Source organism: Lignipirellula cremea, assembly GCF_056501455.1.
The window spans coordinates 1-16,154 of record NZ_CM151415.1 but is presented as its reverse complement, the minus strand read 5'-3'; the positions used below and the strand labels follow the sequence as shown (position 1 = coordinate 16,154).

General features: G+C 64.0%; 13 protein-coding genes and 1 pseudogene. 3 read left to right on the top strand and 11 right to left on the bottom strand.

The window, feature by feature from the left end:
* The first annotated feature begins 154 nt into the window (after positions 1-154).
* The gene (locus SH602x_RS00070) at positions 155-958 is read left to right on the top strand and encodes an LssY C-terminal domain-containing protein (RefSeq protein ID WP_479474864.1); all 804 of its coding nucleotides are present in this window, start codon (positions 155-157) and stop codon (positions 956-958) included.
* Positions 959-984: 26 nt separating this feature from the next.
* Here the strand turns inward: SH602x_RS00070 and SH602x_RS00065 are convergent, their stop codons facing one another.
* Positions 985-1,572: a hypothetical protein gene (locus tag SH602x_RS00065; RefSeq protein WP_479474863.1), complete on the bottom strand. Its 588-nt coding sequence runs from the start codon at positions 1,570-1,572 to the stop codon at positions 985-987.
* Between the two features lie 217 nt (positions 1,573-1,789).
* Between SH602x_RS00065 and SH602x_RS00060 the strand changes: the two are divergent.
* A pseudogene (locus tag SH602x_RS00060) lies at positions 1,790-1,930 on the top strand (LssY C-terminal domain-containing protein); the annotation flags it as partial.
* Positions 1,931-1,942: 12 nt separating this feature from the next.
* On the opposite strand, the gene SH602x_RS00055 reads toward SH602x_RS00060, so the two are convergent.
* From SH602x_RS00055 to SH602x_RS00045, 3 genes are all read right to left on the bottom strand, one after another.
* Positions 1,943-2,410, bottom strand: a complete 468-nt coding sequence (locus SH602x_RS00055; protein WP_479474862.1) for a hypothetical protein — start codon at positions 2,408-2,410, stop codon at positions 1,943-1,945.
* A gap of 39 nt (positions 2,411-2,449) precedes the next feature.
* A complete protein-coding gene (locus tag SH602x_RS00050) occupies positions 2,450-5,071 on the bottom strand; it encodes an alkaline phosphatase D family protein (RefSeq protein ID WP_479474861.1) in 2,622 nt (873 codons plus the stop codon).
* A 442-nt stretch (positions 5,072-5,513) separates the two neighbouring features.
* Entirely contained in the window at positions 5,514-5,972 is a 459-nt protein-coding gene (locus SH602x_RS00045) for a hypothetical protein (RefSeq protein WP_479474860.1), read from the bottom strand.
* Positions 5,973-6,253: 281 nt separating this feature from the next.
* On the opposite strand from SH602x_RS00045, the gene SH602x_RS00040 reads away from it, so the two are divergent.
* Positions 6,254-7,315, top strand: a complete 1,062-nt coding sequence (locus SH602x_RS00040; RefSeq protein ID WP_479474859.1) for an NAD(P)-dependent alcohol dehydrogenase — start codon at positions 6,254-6,256, stop codon at positions 7,313-7,315.
* 73 nt (positions 7,316-7,388) lie between these two features.
* On the opposite strand, the gene SH602x_RS00035 is transcribed toward SH602x_RS00040, so the two are convergent.
* From SH602x_RS00035 to SH602x_RS00005, 7 genes are all read right to left on the bottom strand, one after another.
* Entirely contained in the window at positions 7,389-7,877 is a 489-nt protein-coding gene (locus SH602x_RS00035; protein WP_479474858.1) for a DUF6398 domain-containing protein, read from the bottom strand.
* 108 nt (positions 7,878-7,985) lie between these two features.
* Entirely contained in the window at positions 7,986-8,645 is a 660-nt protein-coding gene (locus SH602x_RS00030; RefSeq protein ID WP_479474857.1) for a hypothetical protein, read from the bottom strand.
* A gap of 46 nt (positions 8,646-8,691) precedes the next feature.
* Positions 8,692-11,277: a DNA topoisomerase (ATP-hydrolyzing) subunit B gene (gene gyrB, locus SH602x_RS00025; RefSeq protein ID WP_479474856.1), complete on the bottom strand. Its 2,586-nt coding sequence runs from the start codon at positions 11,275-11,277 to the stop codon at positions 8,692-8,694.
* 130 nt (positions 11,278-11,407) lie between these two features.
* Positions 11,408-11,764 (bottom strand): DciA family protein, encoded by a 357-nt coding sequence (locus tag SH602x_RS00020; RefSeq protein ID WP_479474855.1) that lies wholly within the window; start codon positions 11,762-11,764, stop codon positions 11,408-11,410.
* 117 nt (positions 11,765-11,881) lie between these two features.
* On the bottom strand, positions 11,882-12,661 hold the full coding sequence (locus SH602x_RS00015; RefSeq protein WP_479474854.1) for a hypothetical protein: 780 nt from the start codon (positions 12,659-12,661) through the stop codon (positions 11,882-11,884).
* Between the two features lie 150 nt (positions 12,662-12,811).
* Positions 12,812-13,954 (bottom strand): DNA polymerase III subunit beta, encoded by a 1,143-nt coding sequence (gene dnaN, locus SH602x_RS00010; protein WP_479474853.1) that lies wholly within the window; start codon positions 13,952-13,954, stop codon positions 12,812-12,814.
* Positions 13,955-14,687: 733 nt separating this feature from the next.
* Positions 14,688-16,154, bottom strand: a complete 1,467-nt coding sequence (locus SH602x_RS00005) for a helix-turn-helix domain-containing protein (RefSeq protein WP_479474852.1) — start codon at positions 16,152-16,154, stop codon at positions 14,688-14,690.

Genomic DNA, 16,154 nt, shown 5'->3' with positions numbered 1-16,154 from the left:
AAGCCGGGAGAGCGCGGTTCGCAGGCTGGACTCGACGAAGGATGACGAGTCCGGCAGGCGTTCGACTATAACCGGAGAAAACTCCTGGTTCGACGCGCGATGCCCGACATCGCCCCGAACGACCGCGTCCACGCCGATCGCAGAAACCGAAACGATGAACGAGCAAGCGTCCTCCGGAGCGACGACCGCCGAAGACCTCGATCGCGAGCCAGCAACTCAACAGGCGAAGCGCTCGGCCTTCCAGGTCTGGCGTCGCAGAATCGGGCTGACCGCGCTCGTGATCCTGACGACCTACCTGGGAGTCGCGTACGTCGCAATGCCCAGGCTATGGAAGACCTACGCCCACCGACATCCCGAACTCGACGACACGCCGGGCATCACCATCACCGGCGACGATCATCCAGGCGATCCCGTCAACGTGGCGGCGATCGGCTCCGAGGATCAGTTCGTCGCGGACATGCAGGCGGCGGGATGGTACCCGGCGGCTGCGCTCGGCCTGAAAAGCGACCTTCGGATCGCCGTCGATACGGTGATCGAACGGCCCTTCGATCAGGCGCCGGTCAGCCCTCTGTTTCTGTTCGGTCGCAAGGAAGATCTCGCGTTCGAGTATCCGGTCGGCGACGATCCCCGCAGTCGACATCACGTCCGCTTCTGGCGTTCGCCGAAGGTCGACGGCGAGTCGGGACGCCCGATCTGGGTCGGTTCCGCAGCGTTCGACAAGCGAGTCGGTCTCAGCGCCACGACCGGGCAGATCACGCATCACATCGCCGCCGACGTCGACGCCGAACGCGACTTCCTGCTCACCACGCTGCAGAAGACGAATTGCCTGGCGAGTTTCGACTACGTCGACGACTTCCACAAAGTCTGCGAAGGCGTCAACGGCGGCGGCGATCCATGGCACACCGACGGCAGGTTGCTTGTCGTGACGATGAAGCGGGCGGCGGCGAAGAACGACTGATCGCGATCGCTCCCGATGCAGACGACTCATCCTGCCGGGCGTTGCGGCCCGTATTTTTCGTCCGCCCGTCGCGTCGCTTCCTCGAACAGCGCCTCGACGTCGTCGACGGTCGAAGGGTCTTCGTCGTACTTCCACAGGTCGAGCAGTTCCGCCGCGTCAGCGCATCGGTCTCCGCGAATCCAGTCGATGATTCTCGGCCAGAAGACCTTCGCCAGACCGGGACGTCGCTCAGACCACGCGACCAGTCGCTCTCCGAATTCGTCATCGACGTCCGTCGCGATCGATGCGACGGGACTTCCGAACGAACAACCGATGAACGTCCAGCCGACCCGGCTTCCGCCGGTATGGAACCAGCGAACGTCGGTCGCATCCCCATCGACGTAACCGTTCTCGTCCAGATAGCGACCGACGACCGTTTCGTACTCGGGCGTGTACCAGGGGATCGTAACCGGTCCCAGCACGTACGCTTCGTAGGATCGCCAGCGAAACGTATCAGGCGAAAACTGACCGCCATGCTTGTAGTAGCAGTGGCCTGTCAGATGGCCGAGGATCACGAGCGCGGCAAGCGCCGCGCTCGTGAAGGCGATGATCTGATAGGTGCGACGATGGAGCATGTTCGCGGATTCGCTGGAAGCGTCTCTCCGCACTCTATGCTAACCCGTCGGGTCGTGCGACCGAGAGAATCTTCGCCGCCCACTTCGCCAGCGCCGGACCGGTGATCCAGACGGGGCAGGTCGGCAGCGCGACCAGCTTCACGGCGAGTCGGCCGTCGTCGTCACCGATTTCGTAAACCGCTTCCGGCGTTCGCCCAAGGACGACGGCGAATCGGGACGTCCGATCTGGGTCGGTTCCGCGGCGTTCGACAAGCGAGTCGGCCTGCGCGACACGACCGGCCAGATCACGCATCACATCGCCGCCGACGGCAGGCTGCTTGCCGTGACGTTGAAGCGGGCGGCGGACGCCGTCCCATAAACCCTCGTCGCGTCAGTCGTGTTCGTTCCAGATATCGGCTTTGTCCACGAACTGTTCGCCGAACCGAATGGCGATGAGCGCCGAGAGCAGAAATGCGATTGGCAGAACCGCAAGCGCCCACGGCAGCGCCATATAGCCGGCTATGTCGGGCGAAACGCAGGAGCGAACGATTGCCGTCGGCATCTGAAACAGGCACGCCAGACCGATGCCGAAAATCAGGAAAACTCGCCGTCCAACGTATCCCGTTCCTGCGAATCCGAGCAGTATCGTCATGAACATCCACGCTAGGAGCCTGAATGGCCACGACCAATAGGAGGGCTGATGAATGGCCGGATCGACAGGGACCGACTCGATCGTCACTTTTCGCGATACAAGCTGCACGATCGAGCCGCAACCGCGACAGCGCGTCATGCCGCCGAACGAACCCGCAGCCGGCGTCATACATTCGGGGCAGCATTCGACGACGACGTCGCGTTTCATGTAGCTATCCGTCAAGTCCTGTTAGAATTGGGGTGGAATTTACTTTCCGAACGAAATCTCGATCTTCCGCGCGTCGTCCTTCTCCGCCTTCGCTTCCAGTCCCCTAAGAGTCCGCTCGACCTTCCCCGGTTCGCCGAGGACGACGGCGTAAGTTCCTGCGGCGTAGACGTGCGGACGGAAGGTCGTGTCCTTCAGGCGGAAGGCGTAGAGCAGTTCGCCCCGGGCGTCGCCGGCGTAGACCTTCACGACGGGGCGCGAGAGGCCCTGCACGACAAGCTCGGGCAGCCAGCGCCTCGGCGTGCGACCGTCGTTGTCGGACTGGCGGATCGTGACGGGCCAGCCGGGGTACTGCTCGCCCTCGGGATGGTCGCCGAGGAAGCGGTAGCACTCGCAGAGATACGTCCGCTCCCTGCCGTCGATGGTGACGATGCCGAAGCCGCCGGCGCGTGACTGGGCGTTGCGATAGCGGTTCTTCGGATCGCCCGTGCCGTCAGGGTTGCCGACGGCATAGACGAAGGTCGGATGGCCGAACGAGTCGACGTACTGGCCCGTGTTCGGCAGGCCATGCTCGGGCCGGTTCTGCGTCTCCCAGCCCAGCTCGTCGGGTCGCCACCAGCGCTGGTAGACGGTCGAGATCGCCGGCGTGCAGAAGGACCAGAACCCGTCCCGCGCTCCGTCGATGCCGTAGTGAATCATCGTCGCCAGGTGCTGGTCGCCGTTCACGTGCAGCGGCAGCGCCTTCCGCACGATGCGCAGCGCCTCGTTCCGCGGCGTCTGAGGCCAGCCGTTGGAATCGAGATCGGCGCGGAGGAAGCCGTCGAACGAACCGTGATGCGTGGCCGCGCCGGCGAAGACGGTCTCGCTGAGGAAGACCTTCATATCGGCGCCGCGCCAGTCGGCGACCCACGCTTCGAGGAACTTCTCCTGCCGCTCGCCGAGCAACTCCAGCCCCTCCGCGTCGAGCGTCGCCAGGTCGAAGTCGGGGTCGGTGATGTGATCCGCCCTTTGACGACTCTCCGCGTTGACCCGCTCGGGTCCGGACTTGAACTGCCGATCGCTGACGATCGCGAAGCTGACGCGACCGTAGACCATGTCGCCGTAATAGACGCTCATTCCCTGTTCGATCGGCCTCGGATCGAACAGGTCCGGATGATGGCTGCAGTTCGTGCGGTGCACGACGTTCACCATGCGAACGGGCTCGATGTAGCCGCCGACGCTGACGCCGGCGTTCTTGGCCATCGGCTTGCCCCCTTCGCCCCAATAGTTCCCCTGAAAGACGTCGTGATCGTCGGGGATGCAAAGCGTCGGGCGATCGCGCATGACGTCGCCGAACGCCCAGCCGAAGAGATAGAACTTTCGCAGGTAGTTCAGGATCGCGCGATCGGCCGGTTCGCGAACGATGCCGAAGCCGCCGTTCCCTTCGTAGATCTGGTCGCCCGAGAAGTAGAGCATGTCGGGATCGTGCGCGGCGAGACGTTCGACCAGCGGCGTGTAGGGGAAGGCGCTGTGGAACTGGCAGGTCAGGGCGCCGAGCTTCAGCGGACGACCCGACGGCTCGGGGCGGATCGTGCCGGCGTATTCGCAGCGCTCGGGCGCGCCGTCGTTCTTCGCCATCCGGTAGACGACGCGATAGGGCACGGCCTTCTCGGAGGGCCAGTTCGCGACGCGGAAGGTCGCGGTCCAGGCGTCAGGGTCGAGCTCGCTCTCCGCGACGGGCTCGAAGCCGTTTCCTCGGTCGGCTTCGAGGACGGCTTTCTTCGCATACGCATCGCCCAGCGGAGGGAGCAGGGCGGTCAGCTTCAGAATGCGACCTTCGCTGCTGCGGGAATCCGACAGGCTGTGCATGCACCACAGGATCGGGCCGAACGCCTGGTCGTCGGAGCCGGTCAGCTTCTCGCCCGAGAGCTTCCAGTTCGAGAAGGCGAAGCGGGCGTCTGCCTTGGGTCCCTGCTCGCCTTTCCCCGCTCCGCCGCCCGGATTCGCGGCAGCCGGGTTCTGGATCAGGGCGACGTTGCCGAAAAGCTGATCAGCAGCGAAGAAGATGCCGACGGAGTTCGACGATTCTCCCGTTTCGGTAGCTGCGGTCAGCTTCAAGGAATAGCGTCCGTCCTCCGCCGGCTTCCCTTCGAGCGTCAGACGCATCCGCGTCCACTCCTGCCGATAAGTCTGGAGAGTCCCCAGTCGCAGCGTTCCGTCGGTCGAAAGCGTGGCGCGGATGCCGCGCCCGAACAGGCACCAGCCGCGAGGATCGTCGATCTCGTCGTGAATGCCGATTTCGAAGCCGACTTCGCCCCGTTCGCCGGCGACGCGTTCGACGACGACGGAGGTCTCGAACGCCTCGGGAGTCTTGCCGAGGCGCCGCGTCAGCAAGTGGACGTTTCGCCCCGGCGCCGCGGTCGTGCAGACGGCTTTTCCGTCCTCGATCCGCCAGTCCTCCATCGGATTGGCCCAGACCGACTCGCCCAGCCAGACGCGGTCGGGAGCGTTCGACCACTCGGAGGCGAAGCCGCGATCGGCTTGCTCAGAAGCGTTCTCGCGAGCAGGAGCTTCGCCGGGCTGCTGAGCGGCCGCCGCGTCGATTCGCAGGGCGCCCGCAGCGACGGCGGCAGCGCCGAGGGAAAGGGCCGTTCGCCGATCGATCCGCAGCGAGTCGTCGTTCATCGCGTCGCCTGGCAGGAGAGGAGAGAAGACCTCTCAGGATAACAGGCGAGCGGGAGCAGTCGGACCATCGAACTGCCGGACGATCAGGAACGAGCGCACCTTGCTGTTTGCGACTGGCACGAAAGTTCGCCGAACTGATGCGGGAATCGTCGGCGAGCGGGTGGCGCTGGTTGCCTCAACCAGCGTCCGCGCAGCGGATCGGAGGCCTCAGAGGCAAGTCGGAATCCTCGCAGCCGGGTTCGTCGAAGCTCTCTCTCGAAGTTGGACGGCGAGCTCGCGCCGAATACGCTCCGAGGCCTCCGACGGGCTGCGCCCGCGCCGGTTGAGGCAACCGGCGCCACCCTGGAGTAGTCGCCGACCGCAAACCGCAAGGTGCGCTCTCAGGACGGGACGGACGGCAGACGACGGACGACGAGGCGGGGGCGAGTCGAAGGCGCCCCCTTCAATCGAAGTCGTTCGTGGTCGCCAGATCGGCGTCCTCCCAGCCGACGTCGCCGTCCTCGATCGGGACGCTCAGTTCGACGACGCTGCGGCCGTCGAACTGGTCCAACTGGTAGGTCGGCGATTCGTATTCCCCGGCGACGCGATAGAAGAACGTCGCCGCGACCGGCTGCGTCTCCTCGGTCGTCAGCTCGACGCCCCAAAGGCGAAGCTCGGACGGGTCGACCTTACGCCCGGGCAGAAATCTCTGCAGATGCCTCTCCGTCCGCTTCGCGAACTCTTCCCGCCGCTCCTGCCAACCGGCAAGCAGCGCTTCGAAGCTCGCGACGTGATCCTGCTCGACCGCCTCGAGCTCGACGATCGTCAACGAGACTTCGGACTGATCCAACTGCACGACGGTCCGCAGGTCCGAACCCTCGATCTGAAAATCCGCGGGCTTCAGGGACTTCCAGTCTTTCATGGGAGCGAACCAATCGGCGGGAGAAGAGACTGAGCAGGCTTCACAGAATAACAGGGGCGGGCATCGATGGGATGACGCTCCGGCGCCGGCCTTCCCAAGCGCCCCATTCCGCCAGTCTCCTGCGAAGGCTTCGCCCGGGAGATCGTTTCGGCAGGGATTCTGCGGGCGGGATGCGGATCGGACGGTGGCCGCTCGGCGGAGGGTCCTAGAATCTCCCATGCACGACCGGACGCGGGGCAGCGTTCGGTCGATCGCCGACGTTCCGCCACGAGGAGATACGCGTGTTCCAAGCCAAAGCCTATTCCGCCGCCAGTCCGACTTCGCCGATGGCGTCTGACACGATCCCGCGCCGCGATCCGACCGACCGCGACGTGCAGATCGAGATCCTCTTCTGCGGCATCTGCCACTCCGACATCCACTCGGTTCGCAACGAGTGGGTCGACGTCACGCCGACCGTCTACCCGATCGTGCCGGGGCATGAAATCGTGGGGCGGGTCACGAAGGTGGGGTCCGCCGTCACGAAGTTCAAGGCGGGCGATCTGGCGGCGGTGGGGTGCATGGTCGATTCGGACCAGACGTGCTCCGAGTGCGAGGCGGGGCTGGAAAACTTCTGCCCGAACATGACGCTGACGTTCAACTCGCCCGACAAGCACGGCGCGGCGCCGGTGACGTACGGGGGCTACTCCGACAGCGTCGTCGTCGACGAGCGCTTCGTGCTGAAGGTTCCGACGAATCTCGACCTGGCGGGCGCGGCGCCGCTGCTGTGCGCGGGGATCACGACCTATTCGCCGCTGCGATTTCACGGCGTGACCAAGGGTCAGAAGGTCGGCATCGTCGGACTGGGCGGACTCGGCCACATGGGGGTGAAGTTCGCGAAGGCGTTCGGCGCCGAGACGGTCGTCTTCACCACGTCGCCCGGCAAGAAGCAGGACGCGTTGCGACTGGGCGCGGACGAGGTCGTCGTCTCCCGCAACGCCGACGAAATGAAGAAGCACGTCGGCACGTTCGACTTCATCCTGGACACGGTCTCCGCCGATCACGACGTCAACGCGTACATCCACCTGCTGCGTCGCGACGGCAACCTCACGCTGGTCGGCGCTCCGCCGAAGCCTCTCGCTCTCTCGTCGTTCGCCCTGATCATGGGCCGCAAGAGCGTCTCCGGCTCCAACATCGGCGGCCTGCCCGAGACGCAGGAGATGCTCGACTTCTGCGGCAAGCACGGCATCACTGCCGACGTCGAGACGATCGCCATCCAGCAGGTCAACGAAGCCTACGAGCGCCTGCTGAAGTCCGACGTGAAGTACCGCTTCGCCATCGACATGGCGTCGCTGAAGTCGGCGTGAGCGGAGCGGACATGCGACATCGCGAGTTGGCGGAACTTCGCGCGGTGCGTTGGACGGCTCACAGCGTCGCCTGTCAGACGCGGTCTGCCGGAATGTACGGAATCAGTCCTTGTTCGTACGCGACGACCTGGGCGTCGCGCGGCGCGTCGCGGATGTCCATCAGGCGTCCGTTCACGGTCAGCATCCAGATCAGCAGGTTCCGCTCGGCGAGAGCGGCGACGGTGAAGCTCGGGTGAAAGGGCATGAGGTCGAGTCCGTCCCAGACGATCCGGCCCTTCGCGTACATGGTCGCCGGAGAGACGCCGTAACCCTTCGCGACGTCGTCCGGCTTCATGTGCGGCGACTGCGATGGATCATGCAGAAAATTGATCCGACCCGCGGCGTACGTCACGCCGCACGCCCAACTCGCAGGCTTTCCCTTGAGGACGGGCGAGCCTTCGATGCATAGAGCCGCCGCCAATTTGCGACAGACGTCGCGATACTCGTCGTTCAAATGCCGGTCGCAGAACGCGTCGATCAGCTCGACGATCTCGGAGCACCGTTCGCGACAGCCGGGCGACACGAGCTCGAACAGTCGTTCGACAGTTAGTGGTCTCGGCTGGCCGGTCACGCTCTCTCTTTCGATTCGACGCCGGGATATAGAACGACCGAACGCTTCCCCGATCGAACGTCAGCTGACGCCGGGCGGTCCGTGGACTTCGTCATAGAGCTCTTCGTACGTCGCTCGAACGTACACGTTCAGTTGACCGCCGAAGTCTCTCGGCAAGTCAAGAGCTTTCACCAACTCCTGAACGTCGGCGAGGTCCCTGCGCCGACCTGCGCCCGAAATCCCGGAAGCCAACTTGAGCTCGATCAACGTGGGGAGGTTAAGAAAGACGACCCCCTCTCGTTCGAAGCTGACCGTTGCCGGGTCGGGAAATCGAACAGGCTTCTCGCGTCCGTCGCCTGGGTACTGACCGGCGACCAGAAACTCGATCTGCACGCGAGTCTCGGTTTCGCGAAGGTTCCTGCTCGTCGCGAACGGGCGAACGAATCCGCGTCCGTCGAGCTCCTCGTGAATCCGCTCCAGTCCCTCGGCCGTCACCAGAATATCGACGACGTCCGTGAAGCGACGATAGCCGTGAGCGACGAGCGCCATACCGCCTGCCACCGCGTAGGGCACGCCGATTTCCGATAACCAGGCGGCGATTCGACGAAGCGCTTTATGGACGTCGCTGTCGCCCGCGAAAAAGCGGCTCCCTTCGCTCATCGCCAACTCCAGATCGGCGGTAAGGCGCTGCTCGTACGTCAGAACGGCCAGCGGTGCGTCAGACGACCTCAGTTCCGACATCTGGGATCCCGAGCGAGCGACGAGGAGACATAGTCTCTGCTTCACCCTACACGTCCAGGTTCTGCACTTCCAGCGCGTGCTTCTCGATGAACTCCCGGCGTGGTTCGACCTTCTCGCCCATCAGGATGCGGAAGATCTCGTCGGCGGCGGCGACGTCGGCCATCGTCACCTTCACCAGGCGCCGCTGGGCCGGGTCGAGCGTCGTGTCGCGAAGCTCTTCCGCGTTCATCTCGCCCAGACCCTTGAAGCGGGTGAGCGTCATGCCCTTCTTCCCTTCGGACAGAACCGCGTCGAGCAGCTCGCGCAGATCCTCGATCCCCTTGTCCGAGCCGTCACGGTGCAGGAGGTATCGCGGCTCGATGTCGCCCGTGCGGACCTGCGGAATCAGCGACTGGACGTCGAAGCCGAGATCGTTCAGATCCTTCAGACGCTGATTGATCGTGCGGACTTCGTGGAACTCCAGCGTCGACGTCCGATCGACGACCAATTCTTCGGACGGAACGGTCGCTTCGCCGTCCGCAGCAGGCGCCGGCGCCGGCGGGGCAGGGGATTCCAGCGTCGCCTTGAACTCTTCCAGTTCGCTCCGCGTGAAGAACCACTTCTCGTCCTTGCCGTACGACAGCAGGAACACGGGCAACCGCAGCGTCGCCTCGTCGTACCGCGTCGCGTGAGCCTTGAGCGAGATGCCGCGACGCTCGAGCGTTCGGATCTCTTCCTCCAGTTCGGCGGTCAGTTCGCAGAGCTTCCGGAGGTCCTCGCCGGCGAAGGTTCGTCCGTCGGATCGCTTCGGATCGAAGACGGCGTCCTCCAGCCCCCGTTCGAGGAGTTGGGTCCGCATCTGATCTTCTTCCTGGACGTAGTACGTCCGCTTCTTCTCGACGACGCGATAGAGCGGCGGCTGCGCGACGTAGACGTGGCCCTTGGCGACCATCGCGTACATCTGGCGATAGAAGAAGCAGAGCAGCAGCGTGCGGATGTGCGAGCCGTCGATGTCGGCGTCGGTCATGATGATGATCTTGTGGTATCGGAGCTTCGAGAGGTCCATGTCGGACCCCACGCCGGCACCGATCGCCATGATCATGCTCTGCACTTCTTCGTTGGCGAGAACCTTGTCCTCGCGCGCCTTGTAGGCGTTGATGATCTTTCCGCGAAGCGGAAGGATGGCCTGGAAGTCGCGCAGGCGTCCCCCCTCGGCGCTTCCGCCTGCCGAATCGCCTTCGACCAGGTAAAGCTCGCAGCGATGGGCTTCCCGGCTGATGCAGTCGCGAAGCTTGCCCGGCAGCGAACCGCCGCCGAAGGCACTCTTCCGCTTCTGGACCAGTTCCCGGGCGCGACGGGCCGCCTCGCGGGCTTCCGCGGCGAGGATGCCCTTGCGGATCATCGACGTCGCGGTCTTGGGATGTTCCTCCAGGTACTTGGTGAGAAACTCGTACGTCGCCGAGCTGACGATCCCTTCGACCTCGGAATTGCCGAGCTTGGTCTTGGTCTGACCTTCGAATTTGGGCTCCGGCACGCGGAGCGAGATCACGACGGTGAGCCCTTCGCGGAAGTCTTCGCCCGTGGGATTGAGATCCTTCAGCAGGTTCGTCTTCTTCGCATAGTTCGAGAGCGCCCGCGTCAGGCCCGAACGAAAGCCGGAGACGTGCGTGCCCCCTTCATGCGTGTGGATGTTGTTGACGTACGAGTGGAGGCTTTCGGTGTACTCGTCGGAGTACTGCAGGGCGATTTCGTACCCGACCCCGTCCTGTTCGCCTTCGAGGGAGAGGACGTCGGCGTGGAGCGGATCGCTGGCCCGGTTGAGCCATTCGACGTACTCGACGATGCCCCGTTCGTAATAGAACTCGTCCCCCTGGTCGTTCCGTTCGTCGTGGAACTTGATCCGCACGCCCCGGTTGAGGAACGCCAGATCCTGCAGCCGCTTGTGCAGCGTTTCGTAGGCGAACTTGGTGACCGAGAAGATCTGCGCGTCGGGCTTGAACGTGGTCTTCGTGCCGCGACCGGTCGACTTGCCCGCCTGCTCGATGGGGCCGGTCGGGATGCCGCGTTCGTACTCCTGGCGGTAGAGCTTGCCGTCGCGGGCGACTTCGACCTCGGCCCACTCGGAGAGGAAGTTGACGACCGTCACGCCGACGCCATGCAGACCGCCGGAGGTCTGGTAGGCGCCCTTGTTGAACTTGCCGCCGAACTTGAGGACCGTCATCACGCCTTCGAGCGTGGAGACTTCGCGGCCCTGCTGCTGGGTCAGTTGTTCGTGGACGTCGGTCGGGATGCCGCGACCGTTGTCTTCGACGGTGACGGAGTTGTCCTTGTTGATCCGGACCGAGACTTCGCTGGCGTAGCCGGCCATCGCCTCGTCGACGGAGTTATCGACCACTTCGTAGACGAGGTGGTGCAGACCCCGGGCGGTCGTGTCGCCGATGTACATGCTGGGGCGTTTGCGGACGTGCTCCCAGTCGGAAAGGTGTTCGAGGTCTTTCCCCTCGTACGCTTCGTTTCCCTTTCGACCGGCTCCGGCGTTGGCCTTGGGGCGCACCGCTTCCGTCGTGCCGGCGTCGCCTTCGGCGTCGGCCCCTTCGATTTCAGGAGCGGCGTCTGCGGGAAGCTGATTCTGCGGGTCCTGATCGTCTGCCATCGATTCGCCTTCGCTGGCGGCCCTGGACGAAACCGTTCGTCGCCGGCCGCGCGGAAGCTCGCGTCTCTATCGTGCGCGAGCGTGTCGCTTGTATTGTTTTCGACGAGTCAACACCGACTCGCCGACCGTCTCAATCGATCGTTCCGACCCGAAAGCGGATCTCGTGCAACGTTCGCCATTCGGGTCGTTCGCGGAGTTTGCCGAGAATGGTCGCCTTCTGAAACGTGATCTCCTGCAGGACGACCGAGTTCTTGACCAGCACTTCGAGCGTCCCGCGGTTCAATCTTCCCGGTCGCGAATGAGCGGCGAGCGTTCCCGCCGCGGCACGCCAGGCCGTCAGGCGCTGCTCCTCTCCCAGGTCGTCGACGTAGCCCTTGCGGGCGATCAGTTTGCCGACGACTTCGCCGATTCGTTTCGGACCGCCCGGGCGTCGCTTCCCGGCCAGTTCCTTCAGTTCCCGCATCTCCGGGTCATCCTGCCGTTTCATGTCCCGCTCCTCCGTTGAGCGTTTCAGTCATCGCTTTTCTCGGGGCTAAAAACAGCAGCTCCGGAATCAAGCAGTCGAAGTCGTGAGATTTCGACGAGTACGAGTCGCAAGTTGTTGCTACGCATCGAAATCGGGGACGATGGCTGCAGATACGGCGTGTCGATTCAAGCGAATAGAAATGTAACGATTCCCGGTCAGTTCGTAGATCTTCTGCAATACGAGCGTCTCGTCAGATCTACGGACGTTGCTTCGTAGAACAATTGCTTCCCCGCTTGATTCCAACGAAACAGGATCAATTACAGCAGTCCCCAATTTGGCAACGAGTGACGACCTGCGGAATTCAGAAGCCCTGTCCGAAAATTCGTTGATACATAGCTGAAGTCCTTCACCATCGACGATAACCAGCCCATGCACGGTTGGGAGTCGGATAGAGGTGTTGTGGTCAAAGTAGAAGCACTGCGTTTCCTCCGCACGCGGCGAGTCGAGAGGCCGAGGCAACAAGTGGACGAGTCCATAGAAGGTATTCCTCGCCCGACGTGCCTTCAGGTCAGCGTCCATACCTTCAGCGTGAAACCACAGAAGATTGAACGTACCGTCGGCCTTTGGAGTCTCGTCTATCTGCTTTAACCCGTGCCGCAGAATCGCGTCGACACGAGCAGAATAACCCAGCGATTCTGCGGTAGGGACAAGTTCGCCATTCGCAAGACGCTCGTTCATCTCCTTGCGTTGAACTGGATCCTCGAGCCGGTGTTTCACTTCGATGACATACCGATCATTATCACCATCGGCAGCAATATCAGCGCGTTTGCCCGCGCCATCGGATGATTCCGGAATCGACTCGGCACGATATCCGAGCGACTTCAGAAAGTTTATTGCTAGCTGTTTAGCATCTTCCATGCTTGAAGCTTTACCGTTTATCGTTTTTCCGCACTCGCGAGCGGAGGGTGTAAGCCCTCCGTGTTCATCGAGCGTTTCGAGTCGCGTGCCAGACACGGAGGGCTTACACCCTCCGCTCGCCAAGATTCATGATCGCCGCGATCTGTTCGCTCAACCCCGATCCTGGGCGAGCGGCATCACGACGTACTCGTAACCGTCGTCGGTCGAGAAGAGCGTCGACTTCTCCGCGTCTTCCATGTCGAAGGTGAGACCCTTCTCCGGATCGAGCGGATGGAGAAAGTCGGCCACGAACCGGTGGTCGAGCGTCACCAACTTCTCTTCGCTGTCGTAGGCGATCGGCAGGTCGATCCGCGACTGGCCGAACTCCGCGGTGCGACCCGCGAGCGTCAGCGTGCCCGTCGCGAACTTGAAGTCGACGCCGCGGCTCTCGTTGGTCGTGACGATCGCCGCCTGCTTCAGCGCGGCGAGCAGGGGACCGACGGACAGGTCGACCTTCACGCTGTCGCGATTCTTGGGCAGCACGTCCCGCCACTTCGGGAAGCGACCTTCGAGCAGCCGGGAACCGATCGTCGCCGCGGAGCTTTGCACGAGGAAGTCGTTCCCCTTCACGGAGATTTTGACGTCGCCTTCCGCCGACCCGAGAACCCGTTCGAGCAGCTTGACCGAGTGGGTCGGCACGATCGGCATGACGTCCGCGCCGCGGAAGCCGCCGACCCCCTTGGCCGGTCCTTCCATCTTCGCCAGGCGGCGCGAATCGGTCCCGACCGCCACGATGCGGTCCTCCGACATCTCGAACAGGACGCCGCCGAGGGCGTAGCGCGGGCTATCGGGATCGGTCGCGAAGACGGTGCGGCGGATCAGTTCGCGGAACAGGCGGACCGGGACTTCCAGGTAGCTGTCGGCATCGAAGTGCGCGACGACCGGAAACTCGTCCGCGTTCTGCGAGGGGAACTTGAACTCGCTCCGCTGACCTCGAATGACGACGTTCTTCGCGTCGGCGGTGATCTCCAGCGTGTCGTCGTAGCTCTCCCGCAGGATGGCGCCGAAGCGACCGACGGGGAGCAGGACCGCGCCCGGCTCCAGGACCTCGACGCCTTCGACGTTGACGACGATGCCGATCTCCATATCGGTCGCCGTCATCGTCGCGCCGTTCGCGTCGCCCTCTGCGCCGGATCCCGGCCCGACGGTGAACTTCACGTTCTGCAGGATCGGCTTGGGGCTGCGCTGCGGGGCGACCGCGGCGGCATGCTGATAGGCGGCGGAGAGCTTCGCCAGATCGCACTTGATCTTCATGGAGGTCGATCGAAGAACGCGAAGGGGTGAATCGAACGGGAAAGAAAGGAAACCGCGAGTCCGTCAGGAAGCTGTGTCCAGACGTGTCACGGAACCTGACCAGACTGTCGCCGGGTCGCCGGAGATCGGGGGCCGAGATCCCGGTCCTTTCGAAAACGGTTCGCTTCTCTCTTAAGAATGTCTTTGTAAGAGAAAAAGGAACCGTAGTAAGAAAGCGAAGGGCGGGCGCGTTCGAAAGGTCGCTTGGCCGCGCCGAAGTTCTCTCCTGACGGACGCTTGCGCCGCGTCGCGGAGCCTGCGTAAGGCGTCAGTCTATCGTTGCGCCGGCGCCGGGAACAGGCGACGGATCGGTCGCTGTCGACGCCGCGAGAGCTCCGTCGCGATCCCTCGCCGAAGCCCGCTCGCGCCGTCATCCGCGGCGCGACAAGTTTCGAACGTCGGTCGTTCGCCGATCCGTCCCAGGCGAGCGGAGGGTGTAAGCCCTCCGTGGTTTTTGAACAGATGCTTCTGGCCGAATCAGATACTCGACCCGTGTGCCATGGCTGGCTTGTCCAGCCGTGCGGGAAGCTGGATAAGATTCCGCTCTCTGAAGGACCGGCCTGATCCGACTCGCCGGCAAAGCGATACCGAGATGGAAGGCTGGAACGCCGCTGCACGGCACGGCTGGACAAGCCAGCCATGGCACACGGGCCCTGCATGACGCCGAGCGGGGCGACGAAACGAAGCGTTGAATTCATGACGCCGCTCCGTTGAGCGGACGAAGCTGCAGCCGCAACTCGTGAATCGCACGCTTGGTTTCGGCGTCCGTCTCCAGATCGCCGGCGGTCTTGCGGCAGGCATGAATGACGGTCGTATGATCGCGACCGCCGTAATGCTTGCCTACGCGTTCCAGACTCTCGTCGGTAAGCTCGCGCGAGAGAAACATGCCGATCGATCGGGCGTGTACGACGTTCTGCCGGCGGGTCTTCCCCTTGAGGTCGGCGATGCGGAGCTTGAAGTACTTCGCGACCGCCTGGGCGATCGACTTCAGGCTCGGTTGCAGGCTCTTGTCGCGCTCTTCGAGAAACTCCGCCACGCTCGATTCGTCCAGCGGGTGCGGCGCTTCCGCGGAATCTTCCCCTTCGCCGCTGCCATTCGAATCGTTCTTGTCGCCGGCGAGCATGCGAGCGACGCCGTCTCCCCGAGCCGCGAACTGCAGCAGCGCGTGATTCAGCTCGGGCAGCGTCCCTTCCAGGCGCTGCGACAGAAGGGCGAGCGCGTCCGGACCGAACGGAAGGCGGTGCAGCGTCGCGACCCGTTCGATCATCCGTCGCCGTACGGCCTCGCCAGGAGGTTGCATCGGCGCGGTCAGCCCCTGCATCAGACGACTGGCCAGGCCCGGATCGAGGCCCGTCAATTCGATGGGCGACCGTCGCATCGTGACGAGGACCGCCGCGCCGTCGGCCAGGACGTCGTCGATCAGTCGGCGCAGTTCCAGCTGGGCCGGCCGCTTCGATTCGATCTGTTGCAGATCCTCGACCAGCAGCAGCCCCGCTCCCTGGAAGTTCTTCCGGAAGTCAGGCAGCGAGTCGGTCTCGATCGCCGTGGCGTAACTGCGGGCGAAGTCGACCGCCGCGACGACGATCGGACGCCGCCGGGAGTTCTCTTCCGCCCACCGCGCCGCCAGTCCCCAGGTCAGGTGCGACTTGCCGACGCCCGAGGGGCCGAAGAAGACGAGCGGGTTGTAAAGCAGCTCCCGCAGGTCGTCCGGCAGGGCGATGCCGAAGGCCTGCCGATCGAAGGGTTCCGTCGCGCTTGATTCGGTCGCGCTCGCGGACGCAGATCGCCCGGCGGCGCCGTTCTTCGCTTCCGCTTGACCTTCGTCGGCCGTCCAGCGCGGTTCGCGGAGCAGAGCGGCGATCGCGGGCAGCAACAGGACGTTCTCGGGCCCGATCAGGAAGTTCTCGATCGGGAAGGGCCGGTCCGCCTGATGGAGCAGCGACTTCCAGCTCGCCTCCAGGTCCGGCGATTCAGGCGTGGTTTCCCGACGGACCAGTTCGTCCAGATCCTGCTGACGCTTCGCTCTCGTTTCGCGGGCGCTGCGGCGGCGCGCAGGGGCCGGTCCGGACTCCGAAGGGCGGGTCGGAGCCGGCTTGAACAGCGTCGCGTCGGGCGGAAGGATCCGCGTCGACAACGGAAGCGAAACGACTCGACCGGACAC

Bases quoted from the DNA above. Each gene is read 5' to 3' on its own strand.
- SH602x_RS00045 (WP_479474860.1), bottom strand. From the start codon at position 5,972: ATGAAAGACTGGAAGTCCCTGAAGCCCGCGGATTTTCAGATCGAGGGT.
- SH602x_RS00015 (WP_479474854.1), bottom strand. From the start codon at position 12,661: ATGGAAGATGCTAAACAGCTAGCAATAAACTTTCTGAAGTCGCTCGGA.
- SH602x_RS00070 (WP_479474864.1), top strand. From the start codon at position 155: ATGAACGAGCAAGCGTCCTCCGGAGCGACGACCGCCGAAGACCTCGAT.
- SH602x_RS00020 (WP_479474855.1), bottom strand. From the start codon at position 11,764: ATGAAACGGCAGGATGACCCGGAGATGCGGGAACTGAAGGAACTGGCC.
- SH602x_RS00055 (WP_479474862.1), bottom strand. From the start codon at position 2,410: ATGAAACGCGACGTCGTCGTCGAATGCTGCCCCGAATGTATGACGCCG.
- SH602x_RS00050 (WP_479474861.1), bottom strand. From the start codon at position 5,071: ATGAACGACGACTCGCTGCGGATCGATCGGCGAACGGCCCTTTCCCTC.
- SH602x_RS00065 (WP_479474863.1), bottom strand. From the start codon at position 1,572: ATGCTCCATCGTCGCACCTATCAGATCATCGCCTTCACGAGCGCGGCG.
- gyrB (WP_479474856.1), bottom strand. From the start codon at position 11,277: ATGGCAGACGATCAGGACCCGCAGAATCAGCTTCCCGCAGACGCCGCT.
- SH602x_RS00030 (WP_479474857.1), bottom strand. From the start codon at position 8,645: ATGTCGGAACTGAGGTCGTCTGACGCACCGCTGGCCGTTCTGACGTAC.
- dnaN (WP_479474853.1), bottom strand. From the start codon at position 13,954: ATGAAGATCAAGTGCGATCTGGCGAAGCTCTCCGCCGCCTATCAGCAT.